19 protein-coding genes are annotated in these 17,804 nt (G+C 60.1%); 9 read left to right on the forward strand and 10 right to left on the reverse strand.

Going from position 1 to position 17,804, the window contains the following annotated elements:
• Positions 1-40 precede the first annotated feature (40 nt).
• A complete protein-coding gene (locus J5289_RS10585) occupies positions 41-1,516 on the forward strand; it encodes an NAD(P)H-hydrate dehydratase (protein WP_209183707.1) in 1,476 nt (491 codons plus the stop codon).
• Positions 1,517-1,522: 6 nt separating this feature from the next.
• Here the strand turns inward: J5289_RS10585 and J5289_RS10590 are convergent, their stop codons facing one another.
• The gene (locus tag J5289_RS10590) at positions 1,523-2,332 is read right to left on the reverse strand and encodes a DUF72 domain-containing protein (RefSeq protein ID WP_209183708.1); all 810 of its coding nucleotides are present in this window, start codon (positions 2,330-2,332) and stop codon (positions 1,523-1,525) included.
• Between the two features lie 63 nt (positions 2,333-2,395).
• Complete coding sequence (gene uvrA / locus J5289_RS10595; RefSeq protein WP_209187457.1) at positions 2,396-5,320, reverse strand: excinuclease ABC subunit UvrA; 2,925 nt, start codon at positions 5,318-5,320, stop codon at positions 2,396-2,398.
• A 248-nt stretch (positions 5,321-5,568) separates the two neighbouring features.
• Here uvrA and J5289_RS10600 point away from each other — a divergent pair, with 248 nt between their 5' ends.
• Entirely contained in the window at positions 5,569-6,129 is a 561-nt protein-coding gene (locus tag J5289_RS10600; protein WP_111215778.1) for a single-stranded DNA-binding protein, read from the forward strand.
• 71 nt (positions 6,130-6,200) lie between these two features.
• The gene (locus J5289_RS10605) at positions 6,201-6,455 is read left to right on the forward strand and encodes an RDD family protein (protein ID WP_209183710.1); all 255 of its coding nucleotides are present in this window, start codon (positions 6,201-6,203) and stop codon (positions 6,453-6,455) included.
• A 15-nt stretch (positions 6,456-6,470) separates the two neighbouring features.
• Here J5289_RS10605 and J5289_RS10610 read toward each other — a convergent pair whose 3' ends face one another.
• Positions 6,471-7,100, reverse strand: coding sequence for a MarC family protein (locus J5289_RS10610; protein WP_142822645.1), 630 nt, complete (start codon positions 7,098-7,100; stop codon positions 6,471-6,473).
• 225 nt (positions 7,101-7,325) lie between these two features.
• Between J5289_RS10610 and gyrA the strand changes: the two genes are divergently transcribed.
• The gene (gene gyrA, locus J5289_RS10615; RefSeq protein WP_209183711.1) at positions 7,326-10,148 is read left to right on the forward strand and encodes a DNA gyrase subunit A; all 2,823 of its coding nucleotides are present in this window, start codon (positions 7,326-7,328) and stop codon (positions 10,146-10,148) included.
• A 188-nt stretch (positions 10,149-10,336) separates the two neighbouring features.
• On the opposite strand, the gene J5289_RS29195 is transcribed toward gyrA, so the two are convergent.
• The 3 genes from J5289_RS29195 to J5289_RS10625 all read right to left on the reverse strand — a co-directional run bounded on the left by J5289_RS29195 (position 10,337) and on the right by J5289_RS10625 (position 10,980).
• The gene (locus J5289_RS29195; protein ID WP_257623361.1) at positions 10,337-10,471 is read right to left on the reverse strand and encodes a hypothetical protein; all 135 of its coding nucleotides are present in this window, start codon (positions 10,469-10,471) and stop codon (positions 10,337-10,339) included.
• 39 nt (positions 10,472-10,510) lie between these two features.
• Positions 10,511-10,666, reverse strand: a complete 156-nt coding sequence (locus J5289_RS10620; protein ID WP_162854755.1) for a hypothetical protein — start codon at positions 10,664-10,666, stop codon at positions 10,511-10,513.
• Positions 10,667-10,797: 131 nt separating this feature from the next.
• Complete coding sequence (locus tag J5289_RS10625; RefSeq protein WP_142822647.1) at positions 10,798-10,980, reverse strand: hypothetical protein; 183 nt, start codon at positions 10,978-10,980, stop codon at positions 10,798-10,800.
• A gap of 201 nt (positions 10,981-11,181) precedes the next feature.
• Here J5289_RS10625 and coaD point away from each other — a divergent pair, with 201 nt between their 5' ends.
• From coaD to tgt, 5 genes are all read left to right on the forward strand, one after another.
• Positions 11,182-11,676: a pantetheine-phosphate adenylyltransferase gene (coaD, locus tag J5289_RS10630; RefSeq protein ID WP_142822648.1), complete on the forward strand. Its 495-nt coding sequence runs from the start codon at positions 11,182-11,184 to the stop codon at positions 11,674-11,676.
• Between the two features lie 30 nt (positions 11,677-11,706).
• Positions 11,707-12,276: a peptidylprolyl isomerase gene (locus tag J5289_RS10635; protein ID WP_209183712.1), complete on the forward strand. Its 570-nt coding sequence runs from the start codon at positions 11,707-11,709 to the stop codon at positions 12,274-12,276.
• A 23-nt stretch (positions 12,277-12,299) separates the two neighbouring features.
• Positions 12,300-12,809: a peptidylprolyl isomerase gene (locus J5289_RS10640; protein ID WP_209183713.1), complete on the forward strand. Its 510-nt coding sequence runs from the start codon at positions 12,300-12,302 to the stop codon at positions 12,807-12,809.
• Positions 12,810-12,882: 73 nt separating this feature from the next.
• The gene (queA, locus tag J5289_RS10645; RefSeq protein ID WP_209183714.1) at positions 12,883-13,956 is read left to right on the forward strand and encodes a tRNA preQ1(34) S-adenosylmethionine ribosyltransferase-isomerase QueA; all 1,074 of its coding nucleotides are present in this window, start codon (positions 12,883-12,885) and stop codon (positions 13,954-13,956) included.
• Positions 13,957-15,087: a tRNA guanosine(34) transglycosylase Tgt gene (gene tgt / locus J5289_RS10650; protein ID WP_142828847.1), complete on the forward strand. Its 1,131-nt coding sequence runs from the start codon at positions 13,957-13,959 to the stop codon at positions 15,085-15,087.
• 3 nt (positions 15,088-15,090) lie between these two features.
• On the opposite strand, the gene J5289_RS10655 is transcribed toward tgt, so the two are convergent.
• From J5289_RS10655 to J5289_RS10670, 4 genes are all read right to left on the reverse strand, one after another.
• Positions 15,091-15,516, reverse strand: a complete 426-nt coding sequence (locus tag J5289_RS10655) for a DUF4864 domain-containing protein (RefSeq protein ID WP_209183715.1) — start codon at positions 15,514-15,516, stop codon at positions 15,091-15,093.
• Between the two features lie 204 nt (positions 15,517-15,720).
• Positions 15,721-16,083 (reverse strand): DUF4189 domain-containing protein, encoded by a 363-nt coding sequence (locus J5289_RS10660; RefSeq protein WP_209183716.1) that lies wholly within the window; start codon positions 16,081-16,083, stop codon positions 15,721-15,723.
• 158 nt (positions 16,084-16,241) lie between these two features.
• Entirely contained in the window at positions 16,242-17,198 is a 957-nt protein-coding gene (locus tag J5289_RS10665) for a bile acid:sodium symporter family protein (RefSeq protein WP_209183717.1), read from the reverse strand.
• 157 nt (positions 17,199-17,355) lie between these two features.
• Positions 17,356-17,796 carry a hypothetical protein gene (locus J5289_RS10670; RefSeq protein ID WP_209187458.1) on the reverse strand — a complete coding sequence of 147 codons (441 nt, stop codon included), beginning with the start codon at positions 17,794-17,796 and terminating at the stop codon, positions 17,356-17,358.
• Positions 17,797-17,804 lie beyond the last annotated feature (8 nt).

Here is a 17,804-nt window from a genome sequence, read left to right on the forward strand (position 1 = left end):
TTTGATTGTTTTTCAGGCGTCGTTGCGATCATTATCGTCCATGACACACACCCTAGCTGAACTCCTCCTGACACCCCAATCGATGGCGGCGGTCGACAAGGCCGCTGCGGCTTCAGGAATTGACTCTTTCGGACTGATGCAGAAAGCCGGCCGGGCGGTGGCGGCTGCGGCCTTGCGGGATTGTCCGGAGGCGCTGCGATACGCGGTCCTGTGCGGCCCCGGCAACAATGGCGGAGATGGCTACGTGGCCGCTTTGGCGTTGCACGAATGCGGTGCCGAGGTCGACGTATATCACCTCGGAGATGCAGCCGTGCTGAAGGGCGATGCGGCGCGCGCCTTTTCCGCCTGTCCGATTGCCGGCTCGCCGCTCGGTGCCTATCTGCCCCGGGCCGGCGACCTCATCATCGATGCGATTTTCGGTGCCGGCCTCGCGCGGGATGTGCCTGACGCCGTCGCAGCCGTGATCGAACGAACACGTGCCGCTTCCATCCCGGTTATCGCCGTCGATTTGCCGTCGGGCGTCAACGGCGCTACCGGCCGAGTGCTGGGCGCCGCCTTTCGCGCTTCCCATACGGTGAGCTTCATGACGCGCAAACCCGGGCATCTGCTGATGCCGGGCAGGGAGCTGTGCGGCACGCTCGAGATCGTCGATATCGGCATCCCGGCCCGCATCGTCCGGGAAAACGCCAACGGGCTCATCGCCGAGAACACGCCGGAACAGTGGCGGTCTTCCGTGCCTGAGGCTTTGGTGGAAACCCACAAATACAAACGCGGGCATCTTGTCGTCTTTTCCGGCAGCGAGACGGCGACGGGTGCGGCACGCATGTCGGCCATGGCGGGTCTGAAGGCTGGGGCGGGGCTGGTGACGATCGCCTCTTCCAGAGCCGCGCTCAAAGTCAATGCGGGGGCGCTGACGGCGATCATGCTGCGCGAAATCGATGACAGAGCCGCTCTTGAGGAGTGGCTCAACGATGCACGGCTATCGACTTTCGTTCTCGGCCCGGGTTTTGGCACAGGCGAAAAAGCACGGCAGTTCGTGGCAGCGCTGGTGGATCGACATCTCGTGCTCGATGCGGACGGCATCACCTCATTCAAGGACGATCCCGACGCACTCTTCGATGCTTTTGCCACCGGGCCGACTCATCTTGTGCTGACGCCACATGAAGGCGAGTTCGGCCGTCTTTTCCCGGATATCGCCAAGGATGAGGCTCTCGGCAAGGTCGAGAAGGCAATCGCAGCCGCAAGGCGCTCGCATGCGGCAATCGTCTATAAAGGCGCTGACACGGTGATCGCCGCGCCAGACGGGCGGGCACTGATCAACTGCAATGCGCCGCCATGGTTGGCAACTGCCGGCTCCGGCGATGTGCTGGCGGGGATCATCGGCGGACTTCTGGCGCAGGGCATGCCGGCCTTCGAGGCCGCGGCTGCCGGTGTCTGGCTGCACGGCGAAGCGGGAAACCGGGCCGGCAAGGGCCTGACGGCCGAAGAACTGGTCGGCCACGTGAGGCCGCTCTGACCCGTACTAGGATTTGGCAAGCACGCCCTGCAGGGCAATGGCGCCCTGCGGTGCGTTGACTTTTCCATCGTGGATCATAAAGGCGAAGACATCCCGCGGCTGGACTTTCACCTTGCGCGCAGAATCGATCAGCGGCAGGTCGGCGGGCAACTTGCCTTCTGCCCAGGTCTGAAGGCGCTCCGCCCACTCTTTCAGTTCCTTCGGCGGATAGCAGGTCTTGATTTCATCGGAGCCCTTCTGCAGGCGGCTGTAGACGAAATCGGCGGTCACATCGGCGATCATCGGATAGTCATGATGGTCGGCACAAACCGGGGCCACCTGGTATTTCTCCAGCAGCGCGACGAACTCCGGCACCTTGAACGAATCGTGGCGTACCTCAACGACGTGCCGCAGCGACAGTCCGTCCTGCTTCAGCGGCAGGAGCTTCAGAAAGCCTTCGAAGTCTTCAGCATCGAATTTCTTCGTTGGTGCGAACTGCCAGAGCAGCGGACCCAGCCGGTCGCCGAGCTCGCTGATGCCGGACTTCAGAAACCGCTCCATCGATTCCCCGGCTTCCGCCAGTATCTTGCGATTGGTGACGTAACGCGTCGCCTTCAGGCTGAATATGAAGCCATCCGGCACCTCGGAGGCCCATTTTGCAAAGGTCGCCGGCTTCTGCGTCGCATAGTAGGTCCCGTTGACCTCGATCACCTTCAGCTTGCTGCTGGCGTAGCGCAACTCGTCCTTCTGCTTGAGATCGTCGGGGAAGAACGTCCCGCGCCAGGGCTCGAACGTCCAGCCGCCGATGCCGGTGCGAATGGTGCCTGCCGCTGTCATATGGTTCCCCCGTCTATTTATCGTACCGGTATCCGGCGCTTCGAGTGTCTGTTCGCCGGGAGATCACTCTGCCGCAGCCACGGCCTTCTTGACGGGCCGCCGCTCCAGCAATTCCTTGAGGAAGTGTCCGGTATAGGACCGCTTCTCCTTGACGATTGTCTCAGGCGTGCCAACTGCCACGATCTCGCCGCCGCCGTCGCCACCTTCGGGGCCGAAGTCGAGCACCCAGTCGGCGGTCTTGATGACCTCGAGATTGTGCTCGATGACGACAACCGAATTGCCTTGGTTGACCAATTCGTGCAGCATTTCCAGCAGCTTGGCAACATCGTGGAAATGAAGCCCTGTCGTCGGCTCGTCGAGGATATAAAGCGTGCGCCCGGTCGAGCGCTTCGACAATTCCTTGGCCAGCTTGACACGCTGCGCCTCGCCGCCGGAGAGCGTGTTGGCCTGCTGTCCGACCTTGATATAGCCGAGACCGACGTCCTTCAGCGATTGTAGCTTGTCACGCACCGCAGGCACCGCAGCAAAGAAATCGACGCCTTCTTCGACGGTCATGTCGAGCACGTCGGCAATCGACTTGCTCTTGAAGGTGACGTCGAGCGTCTCGCGGTTATAGCGCTTGCCGTGGCAGACGTCGCAGGTGACGTAGACGTCGGGCAGGAAGTGCATCTCGATCTTGATGACGCCATCGCCCTGGCAGGCCTCGCAGCGTCCGCCCTTGACGTTGAACGAGAACCGGCCCGGCTGGTAGCCGCGCGCCTTGGCTTCCGGTAATCCGGAAAACCAGTCGCGGATCGGCGTGAAGGCGCCGGTATAGGTGGCCGGGTTGGATCGTGGCGTCCGGCCAATCGGCGACTGGTCGATGTCGATGACCTTGTCGATATGCTCGAAGCCATCGATGCGGTCGTGCTCGGCCGGCGTTTCGCGGGCGCCCATGACGCGGCGGGCCGCAGACTTGTAGAGCGTCTCGATCAGGAAGGTGGACTTGCCGCCGCCCGAGACGCCGCTGACGGCGGTGAAGACGCCGAGCGGGATCGCAGCCGTAACGTTCTTCAGATTGTTGCCGCGGGCGCCAAAAATCTTGATTTCCTTGCCCTTCTTCGGCTTGCGTCGCTCTGCAGGCACGGGCACGCCGAGATCGCCGGACAGATAGCGGCCTGTCAGCGAATTCGGGTTCGCCATGATCTGCTGCGGCGTGCCATGCGCAATGACCTCGCCCCCATGGATACCGGCTGCAGGGCCGATATCGACGACATCGTCTGCCTGCATGATCGCATCCTCGTCGTGCTCGACGACGATGACCGTGTTGCCGATGTCACGCAGATGCTTCAGTGTCTCCAGCAGGCGCGCATTGTCGCGCTGGTGGAGGCCGATGGAAGGCTCGTCAAGGACGTAGAGCACGCCCGTAAGGCCGGAGCCGATCTGGGAGGCGAGCCGGATGCGCTGGCTCTCGCCGCCCGAGAGCGTTCCTGAATTGCGGGAAAGGCTCAGATATTCCAGCCCGACATCGTTGAGAAACCGCAACCGGTCGCGGATTTCCTTGAGGATGCGGACCGCGATTTCGTTCTGCTTGGACGTGAATATCGCCGGCAGCGTCTCGAACCAGTCGCGGGCGTTGCGGATCGACATCTCCGAGACCTGGCCGATATGCAGCGTGGCGATCTTCACCGCCAGCGCTTCCGGCTTCAGCCGGTAGCCGGCGCAGACGGGACACGGAGCCGCTGACATATAGCGCTCGATCTCCTCGCGCGCCCAGGCGCTGTCTGTTTCCTTCCAGCGGCGCTCTAGGTTGGGCACGATGCCTTCGAAATTCTTGTGCGTCGTGTAGGCACGCGCACCGTCGGCGTACTGGAACTCGATCTTGTCTTCCGTGCCGTGCACGATCACTTCCTTGGCCTTAGCAGGCAGGTCGCTCCAGCGGCTCGAGAGCTTGAAGCCATAATGCTTGCCGAGCGCCTCCAGCGTCTGATTGTAATAGGGAGACGTCGATTTGGCCCACGGGGCAATCGCGCCATCGCGAAGGGTGCGCTCATGCTCGGGGACGATCATCTCGGGATCGATCTTCTGCAGCGAGCCGAGACCGTCGCAGGAGGGGCAGGCGCCGGCTGGATTGTTGAACGAGAACAGGCGGGGTTCAATCTCTGGAATGGTAAAGCCGGACACCGGGCAGGCAAACTTCTCTGAAAACAGCACCCGTTCGTGGGTCTCGTTCAGCGACTTGTTGGCGGAACCGCCGGCAGAGGTTTCCTCGGGCGGCAATGGCTTGTCGGCAAACTCCGCCACGGCCAGTCCGTCCGCCAGCCGCAGAGACGTCTCGAAGCTGTCAGCCAGACGCGCCGCGACATCAGCGCGCACGACAATGCGATCGACGACCACGTCGATGTCGTGCTTGTACTTCTTGTCGAGGGCAGGCGCATCGGCGATCTCGTAGAACTGTCCGTCGATCTTGACGCGCTGGAAGCCCTTTTTCATGAGCTCGGCAAGCTCTTTCTTGTATTCGCCCTTACGCCCGCGCACCATCGGCGCCAAAATATAAAGGCGGGTGCCGTCGCCAAAGGCGAGCACGCGGTCGACCATCTGGCTGACGGTCTGGCTCTCGATCGGCAGTCCGGTGGCTGGCGAATAGGGCACGCCGACGCGGGCAAACAGCAGGCGCATGTAGTCGTAGATTTCCGTAACGGTGCCGACCGTCGAGCGTGGGTTGCGCGACGTCGTCTTCTGCTCGATGGAGATCGCCGGGGACAGGCCCTCGATCAGGTCGACATCGGGCTTCTGCATCATCTCGAGGAACTGACGCGCATAGGCCGACAGGCTCTCGACATAGCGGCGCTGGCCTTCCGCATAGATCGTATCGAAGGCGAGCGACGACTTTCCCGAGCCCGACAGGCCGGTCATGACGATCAGCTTGTTGCGCGGCAGATCGATGTCGATACCCTTGAGATTGTGCTCGCGCGCACCCCGGATGGAGATGGTCTTCAGTTCGCTCATCGTTTTCCGCTAAATCCCTGTTCAGCCCTTATCTAGTGATGAAGGCCGGCGAGTCGAGGTTGAAATGCGACTCTCCGCCCGCTTTTCGATTCGGTTGACAAAATCATAGCCGCTGACTAGAACAAAGAAAGAACAAAATTCCTTGTGGATGACCGCCGCTTAGATCGCACCGGGCGGGGCCGATGGTTTAAGGTGCGTGCAATTATGTTCCAGGGCCGCCGGTGGGCGCGGCGAGCAGGGTGATTGGTATGGCGGGCAGCGTAAACAAGGTAATTCTGATTGGGAACCTCGGGGCTGATCCGGAAATCCGCCGGACCCAGGATGGTCGCCCGATCGCCAATCTCAACATTGCCACCTCCGAAACGTGGCGGGACAAGTCGTCCGGCGAGCGCAAGGAAAAGACCGAGTGGCACCGCGTGGTGATCTTCAACGAGGGTCTGTGCAAGGTTGCCGAGCAGTATCTGAAGAAGGGTGCCAAGGTTTACATCGAGGGCGCCCTGCAGACCCGTAAGTGGACTGACCAGGCCGGTATCGAGAAATACTCGACCGAAATCGTCCTTCAGGGCTTCAACTCCACTTTGACCATGCTCGACGGACGCGGTGACGGCGCTGGCGAAGGCGGCGGTCGCGGCATGCAGCGCAGCGGCGGTGGTGGCAATGATTTCGGCGGCGGCGGTTCGGGCTACGGCGACGACTACAACCAGTCTTCGCCATCGTCGTCATCCGGTCGCGGCAATGCCGGTAACGCCGGCAATAGCGGCGGTGGCGGAAACTTCTCGCGCGAACTTGATGACGACATTCCGTTCTGAGATTGGACTATCCGATGCACCCTGCGGGGTGCATCTTTCGTTTTGCGGCCGGAATAACAGGGACTTCAGCAATGTCAGACGCACTCGTGCCAAGAAATCCGTCGACATGGAGACGCGTGCTGGCGCTTATCCTCGACCTGATCACCGCTTTTTTCGGCCTGGGTTACCTCGTGGCGCTGCTGACGGGCGGCATGACTGAAGATGGTTTCCAGCTGAACGGCTGGCCGGCAATGCTGCTGTTCGCGCTGGTCATCGCCTATTTCGTCATTGCCAATCGATTTTTCGGCGGCACGATCTGGAAATACATATTGAAGGCGCGCACCTAACCCGCGCACACCCGGTCAGATCGCAAAGGCCGATCGGATGCCATCGACGACGAACTGTGTGGCAAGCGCTGCCAGGATAACGCCGAGGAGGCGCGTCAGGATCGCACGTCCCGTCATGCCCAGGAAGCGGTCGAGACGCTCGGCAATCAGCAGGGCTGCAAATGTCAGTACCAGGCAGGCCGCGATCACGACGATCAACTGCGAGCGATCGACGGAGCTCTGCAGCGATCCAGAAAGCAGGATCGTCGCAGAGATGGCGCCGGGCCCCGCGATCAGCGGCAATGCCAGCGGGAAAACCGAGATGTTATGGATATGATCCCGGGTGATTGCCACCTCGGCCGTCTTTTCCTTGCGGTCCTGGCGTTTCTCGAAGACCATCTCGAAGGCGATCCAGAATAGCAGCAGTCCGCCAGCAATTCTGAATGCACCGATCGATATGCCGAGTACGCCAAGCACGCTTGAGCCGAACAGCGCGAAGGCGGCGAGGATACCAAAGGCAATCAGCGAACCGCGCAAAGCGACCTGCGTCCGCTGGCTGCGGTTCATGCCTGTCGTCAGCGCCAGGAACAGCGGTGCCAGCCCGGGTGGATCGATGGTCACCATCAATGTGGTGAAGGCATTGATGAGACTGTCTACGCTCGCCATAATTTCCCCCGGATCGTCAACTTCACTTATGAAACTGACCCTTAAGCGCTGATCGCCGTTTGGCAAAGCGTTCGCAGCGACGAGCTTTTCCCACATGTCGCAAAAATGTGCTATTGAAACGTTCCAGAGGCTAAAAGCCTGTTCAAAACCGTTGGCGAAATTAGCGCCTTTGTCCGCTTTCCGCTATAAATTCCACAGTGATTCTTAAAGAGATCGTGATCTGTTTTGACTGAGCAATCCACACCCGGTGGCGGGAAGCTCCCGCCTGGTATCGAGCCAATTTCCATCATCGAGGAAATGCAGCGGTCCTATCTCGACTACGCCATGAGCGTTATCGTCAGCCGCGCCCTTCCGGATGTCAGGGACGGTCTCAAGCCTGTTCATAGACGCATCCTTTTCGGCATGTCCGAACTCGGGATCGACTGGAACAAGAAATACGTAAAATGCGCCCGCGTGACCGGGGATGTGATGGGTAAATTCCACCCGCACGGCAACTCGGCCATTTACGATGCGCTGGCCCGCATGGCGCAGGACTGGTCGCTTCGGTTGCCGCTCATCGACGGCCAGGGCAATTTCGGTTCCGTCGACGGTGATCCGCCGGCAGCCGAACGCTACACAGAGTGCCGGCTGCAGAAAGCTGCTCACGCGCTGCTCGACGACCTCGACAAGGATACGGTCGACTTTCGCGAGAACTATGATGGCACGCTCAGCGAGCCGGTCGTGGTGCCCGCAAAATTCCCCAACCTGCTGGTCAACGGCGCTGGCGGCATCGCCGTCGGCATGGCCACCAATATTCCGCCGCATAATCTGATCGAAGTGATCAATGCCTGCATCGCGCTGATCGACGACCCGGCCATCGAGCTCGCCGATCTGATGCAGATCATTCCGGGCCCCGATTTCCCGACCGGTGCCAAGATCCTCGGTCGTGCCGGCATCCGCTCGGCTTATGAGACCGGTCGCGGTTCGGTCATCATGCGCGGCGTTGCAGCCATCGAGCCGATGCGCGGCGATCGCGAACAGATCATCATCACCGAAATTCCCTTCCAGGTGAACAAGTCGACGATGATCGAGAAGATGGCCGAACTGGTGCGCGAAAAGCGCATCGAGGGCATCTCCGACCTGCGCGACGAATCCGACCGACAGGGCTACCGCGTCGTCGTCGAGCTGAAGCGCGACGCCAATGCAGAGGTCATCCTCAACCAGCTCTATCGCTACACGCCGCTGCAGACGTCCTTCGGCTGCAACATGGTGGCACTGAACGGCGGCAAGCCGGAACAGATGACGCTGCTCGACATGCTGCGCGCCTTCGTTTCGTTCCGCGAGGAAGTCGTTAGCCGGCGTACGAAGTACCTGCTGCGCAAGGCCCGCGACCGCGCCCATGTCTTGGTCGGTCTCGCTATTGCAGTTGCCAACATCGACGAAGTCATCCGTGTAATCCGCCAGGCGCCGGATCCGCAGTCTGCCCGCGAAGAGCTGATGACGCGCCGCTGGCCTGCATCGGATGTCGAAAGCCTGATCCGGCTGATCGACGATCCGCGCCACCGCATCAATGAAGACCTGACCTACAATCTGTCAGAAGAACAGTCCCGCGCCATTCTCGAATTGCGCCTTGCCCGCCTGACAGCCCTCGGCCGCGATGAAATCGGCGACGAACTGAACAAGATCGGCGACGAGATCAAGGATTACCTCGACATCCTGTCTTCCCGCGTTCGCGTCCAGACCATCGTCAAGGACGAACTGACGTCTGTGCGCGACGAATTCGGCACACCGCGCCGCACCGAGATTATCGATGGCGGCCTCGAGATGGATGACGAGGATCTCATCTCCCGTGAGGACATGGTCGTAACCGTCTCGCATCTCGGCTACATCAAGCGCGTCCCGCTGACCACCTATCGCGCCCAGCGCCGCGGCGGCAAGGGCCGCTCCGGCATGGCCACCCGCGACGAGGATTTCGTCAACCGGCTTTTCGTTGCCAACACCCACACGCCGGTGCTGTTCTTCTCCTCGCGCGGCATCGTCTACAAGGAGAAGGTCTGGCGTCTCCCCATCGGCACGCCACAGTCTCGCGGCAAGGCGCTGATCAACATGCTGCCGCTCGAAAAGGGCGAACGCATCACCACGATCATGCCGTTGCCCGAGGACGAGGCGAGCTGGGAAAACCTGGACGTCATGTTCTCGACAACGCGCGGTACGGTTCGCCGCAACAAGCTGTCGGACTTCATCCAGGTGAACCGCAATGGCAAGATCGCCATGAAGCTGGACGAGGACGGCGATGAAATCCTGTCCGTCGAGACCTGCTCGGAACATCAGGACGTTCTGATGACCACGGCGCTTGGCCAGTGCATACGCTTCTCCGTATCCGACGTCCGCGTCTTTGCAGGCCGCAACTCCATCGGCGTCCGCGGCATCACCATGGCCGAAGGCGACCGCATCATCTCGATGACGATCGTCAGCCATGTCGACGCCGAGCCGTGGGAGCGGGCTGCCTATCTGAAACGGGCCGCCAATGAGCGGCGCCTGACAACGGGCGAAGCCGAAGATATCGCACTTGTCGGCGAGGAAGTCGTGGAGGAAGGCCAGTTGAGCGACGAGCGCTACGAGGAACTGAAGGCGCGCGAACAGTTCGTGCTGACGGTTTCCGAAAAGGGCTTCGGAAAACGCTCGTCTTCCTACGATTTCCGCATATCTGGCAGAGGCGGCAAGGGCATCCGTGCCACCGACACGTCAAAGACCGGCGAGATCGGCGAACTTGTTGCGGCCTTCCCTGTCGATGACGGCGATCAGATCATGCTTGTCTCCGACGGCGGCCAGCTCATCCGAGTTCCCGTCGGCGGCATCCGCTTCGCCAGCCGCGCTACCAAGGGCGTGACGATCTTCTCCACCGCCAAGAACGAGAAGGTCGTGTCGGTCGAGCGCATCAACGAGCCGGAAGACGATGAGGAAATCGTCGATGTCGCGGAAGATGGCACCGTAGCGCCTCTCGATGCTGAAACTTCAGACAGCGAGACGCCGCCAGCCGGTTCGCCGGATGAAGGCAGTCCCGAATAGCAGCCGACAAGATATGCCACCGATACCAAAAAACCGGGCGCAGCTTTTGCGCCCGGTTTTTCGTTGAGGAAGGGTAATAAAACAATGAAGCCGAACGATGGGAGGATCGTTCGGCTTCATTGTTTGATAATTATTGATGATGAGAGCGTGTGAGAAATCTACTGCAGACTTCCAGATGCAGCAGGCGTTCAGAACGCCTTGTGCTGCTTGGTGATCTGCTTCATCTCTTCGCTTTCGCGACGCAGTGCCGAAACGGTTGACGCCACGGACACGACGAACATGACGCTGATAACGGCAGTGAGCAATGTCAAAATCGTGAACATGGTTGTTTTCCTTCTTCGCAACTCCGTGCGATCAGATCCTTAATATTGGCTCGCCACGTAGGAGTGAGCCGATGCATATGGACCATAGACAGGAGACTGATCGGTCTTCTGACCGTAGAGAGCAACTGTGAAAGCCAGCATGCCGGTAATGACTGTCATCCAGACGACGTTGATGAGGATGACTTTGTCCGGCATGGCTTTTTTCCTTCGTGTTACTGTGTTCATGTCTGTGTTCCGATCTGATAACGTGTCCTTTGGAAATTGGTTCCGCCGGATGTTGACAACTATTTAACGAAGGTTCGCTGAAGCAACTTTGAATAGGTCGTTCATTTACCGTTCATGTTTGCGGCCGCCCGCCGAAGTGTCGCCACGACGTCCAAAGCGAGTGCATTTTCGGGGACTGGAGTGGCCGTCGGCCATTCGATTTCGTAGGTCGAGTTGAACCGGCGAACGAGCATCTCGACGATCAGCGAGCCGATGATGGTGGCGGTAGCGAGAAGGATCAGCATGATCGTCAGCCTCGAAACGGAGCGTTGAACTCACCGTCCTCGTTGCTTTCGACGGTATGGCCCTTTTAATCACGGCCTGCCTGAAACGGCCTTGAACGCCGCATTCATCTTCCATTCAGCCGCCGGTTGCCGTGCCGCAAATGACTTGCGATAGCGCCCCATCCATGACAAAAGGCCAGCGAAACAACCGGCCGGTAGAGAATGACGATAGCTTTCTATCCCGGATCCTTCGATCCGATGACAAACGGACATCTCGACGTTCTCGCCCAGGCGTTGAACGTCGCGTCGACTGTTATCGTCGCGATCGGGGTGCACCCGGGAAAGACACCGATGTTCTCCTTCGAGGAGCGCGCCGAACTGGTCCGGCAGTCGCTGGCCGCCGCTCTTCCCGGCAAGACTGACGCCATTTCGGTGGTCTCGTTCGACAATCTGGTGATCGACGCCGCTCGCAGTCATGGTGCATCGCTGCTGGTGCGCGGCCTGCGCGATGGTACCGATCTCGATTACGAAATGCAGATGGCCGGCATGAACCGCCAGATGGCGCCCGAGCTGCAGACCATCTTTCTGCCGGCCGGCACCGCCTTCCGGCCGATAACGGCCACATTGGTTCGCCAGATTGCAGCCATGGGCGGCGATGTCAGCGCGTTCGTGCCCGCACCGGTTCTTGTCGCCCTGAAGGCCAAGGCGAAACGCTAGGCCCTAACGATTTTCCCAACGGAGCATTCCATGAAGTTCATCCACATCGCTTTCGCCGGACTTATGTACCTGGCATCCCTGACAGGCGCTGCTTCCGCTGCCGACGATAACGACATCACGATCCAGCTGAAGGACGGCCCGGTCGTCATCCAGCTCATGCCGGAAATCGCCCCGAAGCACGTCGCCCAGATCAAGGCGCTGGTCGCCAAGGGTGCCTATGACAACGTCGCCTTCCACCGCGTCATCGACGGCTTCATGGCCCAGACCGGCGACGTCAAGTTCGGCAACATGGCCAAGGGCTATAATGCCCAGCAGGCCGGCATGGGCGGCTCCGACATGCCCGACATCAAGGCCGAGTTTTCCAAGACGCCTTTCGTGCGCGGCACCGTCGGCATGGCCCGCTCGCAGGATCCCAATTCGGCAAACTCGCAGTTCTTTATCATGTTCAAGGACGGACCTTTCCTCAACGGCCAGTACACGGTCGTCGGCAAAGTCGTGTCCGGCATGGAATTCGTCGACAAGATCAAGAAGGGCGAGGGCGACAGTGGTTCCGTTACCGACCCTGACCGGATGATCAAGGTCACCCTGGGCAAGAAGTAAGAAGTTCAAAAGAGGAAAACACAATGGCTGAGATCAAAGATCCGGAAAACACCATCATCCTGGAAACCACCAAGGGCAAAGTCGTCATCCAGCTGCTGCCGGAAGTGGCACCAGAGCACGTTGCGCGCATCAAGGAACTGGCCCGCGAAAAGGCCTATGACGGCGTGGTCTTCCACCGCGTCATCAACGACTTCATGGCCCAGACCGGCGACGTCAAGTTCGGCAAGACCGGCGGCGCAGACTTCAACCCGGCCCGCGCCGGCATGGGCGGCTCGTCCAAGCCAGACCTGAAGGCTGAATTCTCTGCGACCAACCACACCCGGGGCATCTGCTCGATGGCCCGCTCACAGGCTCCGAACTCGGCCAATTCGCAGTTCTTCATCTGCCTTGCCGATTCACCGTGGCTCAACAAGCAGTACTCGGTCTGGGGTCAGGTCATCGAAGGCATGGATAACGTCGACAAGATCAAGAAGGGCGAGCCCGTCAAGGATCCGGATTCGATCGTCACCATGCGGGTTGCCGCCGACGTCTGATCGTGATTACTCCTGAAGCCCGCCCTTCGCGCTCCCGGCGCGGGGGCGGGTTTCACTTTGTCTGGAATTGCCCATGCGCGTAGACCTATTCGATTTCGACCTCCCGGATGAGCGCATTGCGCTGCGTCCCGCCGAGCCGCGTGACAGCGCCCGGCTGCTGATTGTCGATCCCCACGCAACACCCGAATTGTCCGACCATCTCGTCCGTGACCTGCCTTCGTTCCTGCGGGCTGGAGACGCTGTGGTGTTCAACGACACCCGGGTCATTCCGGCCCAGCTCGAGGGCATTCGTCACCGCGACGGCGCGACCAGCCAGCAGGTTTCCGCCACGCTCCACATGCGGATGTCGCCCGGCAGCTGGAAAGCCTTTGCCAAACCGGGCAAGCGCATCAAGACCGGTGACCGCATCCAGTTCGGCAGCGAAACCGCCGAGATCGCCCTTGAGGCAACTGTCGGCGAGAAAGGCGAGGGCGGTGAAATCACCCTGCATTTCGATTTCTCCGGTCCAGAGCTGGATGCAGCGATAGCGGCCGTCGGCCACATCCCGCTTCCTCCCTATATTGCCGCCAAGCGTCACGAGGACGAGCGCGACAGTACCGACTACCAGACGATCTATGCCCGGGAAAAAGGAGCCGTCGCGGCACCCACGGCCGGGCTGCATTTCACCCCGGAACTGTTCTATGCCCTGGACCGGATCGGCGTCGAGCGGCATTTCGTGACGCTGCACGTCGGCGCCGGAACGTTCCTCCCGGTCAAGGCCGATGATACCGACGACCACAAGATGCATCAGGAGATCGGCCATGTCAGCGCAGCGACGGCTGAAGCGCTGAATGCGGTCAAGGCGCGCGGCGGCCGGATCGTCTGCGTCGGTACGACATCGTTGCGACTGATCGAGAGTGCGGCCGCAGACGACGGCACCATCGATCCGTGGTCCGGGCCGACCGGCATTTTTATCACCCCAGGCTACCGCTTCAAGGCGGTCGATATCCTGATGACCAATTTTCACCTGCCGCGCTCGACGCTGTTCATGCTGGTTTCTGCTTTCGCCGGCTTCGAAACGATGCACGCGGCCTACGCCCATGCTATCGGCACCGGCTACCGTTTCTATTCCTATGGCGATGCCAGCCTCCTGTTCCGGAAAGACTAGATGAGCCAGACCTTTCAGTTCCAGTTGAAGAAGACCGATGCAGGCGCCCGTCTCGGTGAAGTCTCGATGCCACGCGGTTCGATACGCACACCGGCCTTCATGCCGGTTGGCACCGTCGGCACCGTCAAGGCGATGTATCTCGACCAGGTGCGCGACAGCGGCGCCGACATCATCCTCGGCAACACCTACCACCTGATGCTGCGTCCGGGCGCGGAGCGCGTCGCCCGCCTTGGCGGCCTGCACGAATTGATCCGCTGGCCTTATCCAATCCTTACCGATTCCGGCGGCTTCCAGGTGATGTCGCTGTCGGGGCTGCGCAAGCTCGACGAGCAGGGGGTCACCTTTAAGTCCCACGTTGACGGCAGTACGCATTACATGTCGCCAGAGCGCTCGATCGAGATCCAGGGCCTGCTGGACAGCGACATCCAGATGCAGCTCGATGAGTGCGTGGCGCTGCCGTGCGAGCCGAAAGAGATCCAGCGCGCCATGGAAATGTCGCTGCGCTGGGCGGAACGCTGCAGGGTGGCGTTCGGCGAACAGCCCGGCAAGGCAATGTTCGGCATCGTACAGGGCGGTGACATTCCCGATCTTCGCATCCGCTCGGCGCAAGGGCTGACCCAGCTGGACCTGAAGGGTTATGCCATCGGCGGCCTCGCCGTCGGCGAGCCTCAGGACGTCATGCTCAAGATGCTGGAGACGACCTTGCCGGTGTTGCCGACGGACCGGCCACGCTATCTGATGGGTGTCGGTACGCCTGACGATATCCTGAAGTCGGTGGCACGCGGCATCGACATGTTCGACTGCGTCATGCCGACCCGCTCCGGTCGCCACGGCCTCGCCTTTACCCGGCGCGGCAAGGTGAACCTGCGCAACGCACGCCATGCGGAAGATATGCGCCCGCTCGACGAACAATCGAATTGCCCGGCATCGCGCGACTATTCCCGCGCCTACCTTCACCACCTGACGCGCACCGGCGAAGCGTTGGGCGGCATGCTGCTGTCATGGCACAATCTCGCCTACTACCAGGAACTGATGCAGGGCATCCGGCAGTCGATCGAGGAGGGCCGCTTTGCCGATTTCATGGCGGAAACGCAGGAGAACTGGGCAAAGGGCGACCTCGAGCGGATCTGAGTATTAGATGCCCTTGCTCGTCGTGTTCGGCACGATCTGCACGCCGTTGATCTTGTAGCCGCCGTCAGGCTGACGAGCCAGCTGGTAGATCGCCGACCAGTCCTGACCGTCGCGGCCGGTGATCAGCACTTCCTGGTAGAGAACGGCATCGTCGCTTTCCGATTTGCTGCGACCGAAGGCATAGTTTCCGGGATGATAGACCGGCTGGTAGCTCTTCTTCACCATCGCGAAGAAGGCGTCCTTGTCCGGAAATTTAGCGGCAATGCCCGGCGCTGCAAAAGAGTAGGCCGCGTCCGCATCGTCGTGAAGAAAGGCCTGTATCTGCTTCTCGATGACCTGCTGGGCCGCCAGCGCAGCATCCGCCGCCGCAGCAGGCGTAAGACCCAAGCAGAAAAGGAAGGCTAGGAAAGCGTAAGGCAGCGTGCGCATGCAAGGACCTCCTGTAGCGGAAGCCCATAGAATAGCGCGTTCAGCGAATTTTAAAAGGGAACATACGTCGTCGCTTATTTAGCTCGTTCGAGCAAAGTACAAACAAGCGATGGTGCTGTACTTTAACATATTGATAGTAGTGAGAGTGACGGCTGACGCGAATGCAGGCCGTCACTCTTCAGTGACGTTTCAGGCTTGGGCGCCTTAGTTCTGGCAGTCCGAAACGATAACTCGGCAATTCGGGCAATCTTGCAGCGCCTTCTTTTCGGCTTCGCGCTTGGTGTCGCCGTAGCCTATGCCGTAGTTGACCTTGTCGCCGACATAGGCGCCGCACGTCTCGAACCAGACGGCAATTTCACAGCTGTCGTTGCCGGCTTCCTTGCAGGACTTCATCGCATCCCGCTCGGCTTCCTTGCGGGTCGAGCCCCAGCCCGTGCCATAGCCGACGTCGCTCGCCGATGTACCCTTGCTGTCGTTGACGGCGAAAGCGCCGAACGCGAATGCAGTGCTTGCCTGAACCGAAAGCAGAAGTGCGATCGACATGCCAAGTGCAGCTTTATAACTCATGATGAACCCCTACAAAAATGGTAACCGCCCTCTCGCGGCGGGGTATCATAGCATCTCACGGGTCATGAAGAACCGAGCCTATACTTCCAGCGCAGCCCATTTTTGGTAGGATTTATTAACCTTATATAGTTTGGAAAAAAACATTTTCCAAAAGTTCTTCAGAAAACTGGAGCAATATCTGGTTTTTCCTGTTCTGTTTGCCGTGAGAAGTAATTGGCAATCAATGCTCCGGAAATATTGTGCCACACGCTGAAGATCGCGCTCGGAACTGCGGCGATCGGCGAAAAATACGCATTGGCAAGTGCTGCACCCAATCCGCTGTTCTGCATGCCGACCTCGATGGCCAATGCCTTGCGTTTCGGCAGCGAAAGTCCGAACGCCTTGGCCGCGAAGAAGCCGAAAAGATAGCCGAGCCCGTTGTGGAGGACGACGACGGCAAAGATCAGCAGCCCGGATTGCGCAATTGCGCCCTTGCTGGCGCCAACGACGGCACTGACGATCAGGACGATGCCGACGACGCTGACCAGCGGCAGCACCGGAATGGCCGCCCGTACGAGCGACGGGACAAACTTCTGGAACAGCAGTCCCAATGCCAGCGGCAGCAATATGACCTGGACGATGCTAAGAAACATCGCGACGGGATCGACCGGCAGGTATTGGCTGGCAAACATCCAGACCAGGAACGGCGTGACAATCGGTGCGGCCAGCGTTGTCACGCTTGTGCAGGCGACGCTGAGGGCGACATCGCCTTTCGCAAGATAGGTCATGACATTGCTGGACGTGCCGCCCGGGCAGCAGCCGACGAGGATCACGCCTGCTGCGACCTCCGGCGGCATCGGGATGATGCGTGTCAGCAGAACTGCAAGTGCCGGCATGATGATGAAGTGCGCGAGGACACCGATTGCGACCTCCAGCGGACGCCTGACGAGCGCCTGGAAGTCATCGAGCGAAAGCGTCAGGCCCATGCCGAACATGATGATGCCGAGCAGGATGACGATGTAGGGCGCAATCAGCTTGAACGTGTTTGGAAACAGAAATCCAAGGACCGCAAACAGGATGACCCAGAGGGCAAACGTCCTGCCGACGAATGCAGACAGCGATACGAGTGTTTTCACGAGAAGCCTCCCAAATAGCAGGGTCTGGCTTGATCGGCATGCCTCCGCCTGTCAAGGTCAGGCCTGGACGGGTTGGTTCTGAAGCAGCACCAGCGACAAATTATGGGCCAAGCAAAAGCTTCACTAACAAAGCGTGGGCAGCGCTCAGATCCGGAAGTCAGTCGGGGACGTATTTGTTCTCGTAGCGGACGCGGAAATTACGCCGGTGAAAATCCTCGCGGAAACAGATGAAGACCAGCTCAAGATCGCCATCGTCATGATTGTGGCCGAGCAGGCTAAGGGCGATGACGATCGTGCCGCTGTAGCCCCGCGTCAAGCGGATGGCGGCATTGCGGATCTCGTTGGCTGTTACCGGGTCGTTCTCGGTGCGGCGATAGACGAGCCAGAAAGGAGCGGTTTGTTTGGCTTCCGCAAGCGCGACGTCCACTTGGTCGCGGAATTCGCCGGTATGCCGACCTCTTTCCGAAGCTGCTGCCCGTTCCATATCCTCGGTCATGACGTTCAGGTAGCCATCCCGGCCGCTGCCGTCGAGGATCGTGGCCTCGACTTTTTCCAACGCCTTGTCTTCACTTAACGCGGTCTTGAACAGGATCGCCATCGAATCGC

This window comes from Rhizobium sp. B230/85, from assembly GCF_019355735.1.
Classification (GTDB): Bacteria; Pseudomonadota; Alphaproteobacteria; order Rhizobiales; family Rhizobiaceae; genus Rhizobium; species Rhizobium rhododendri.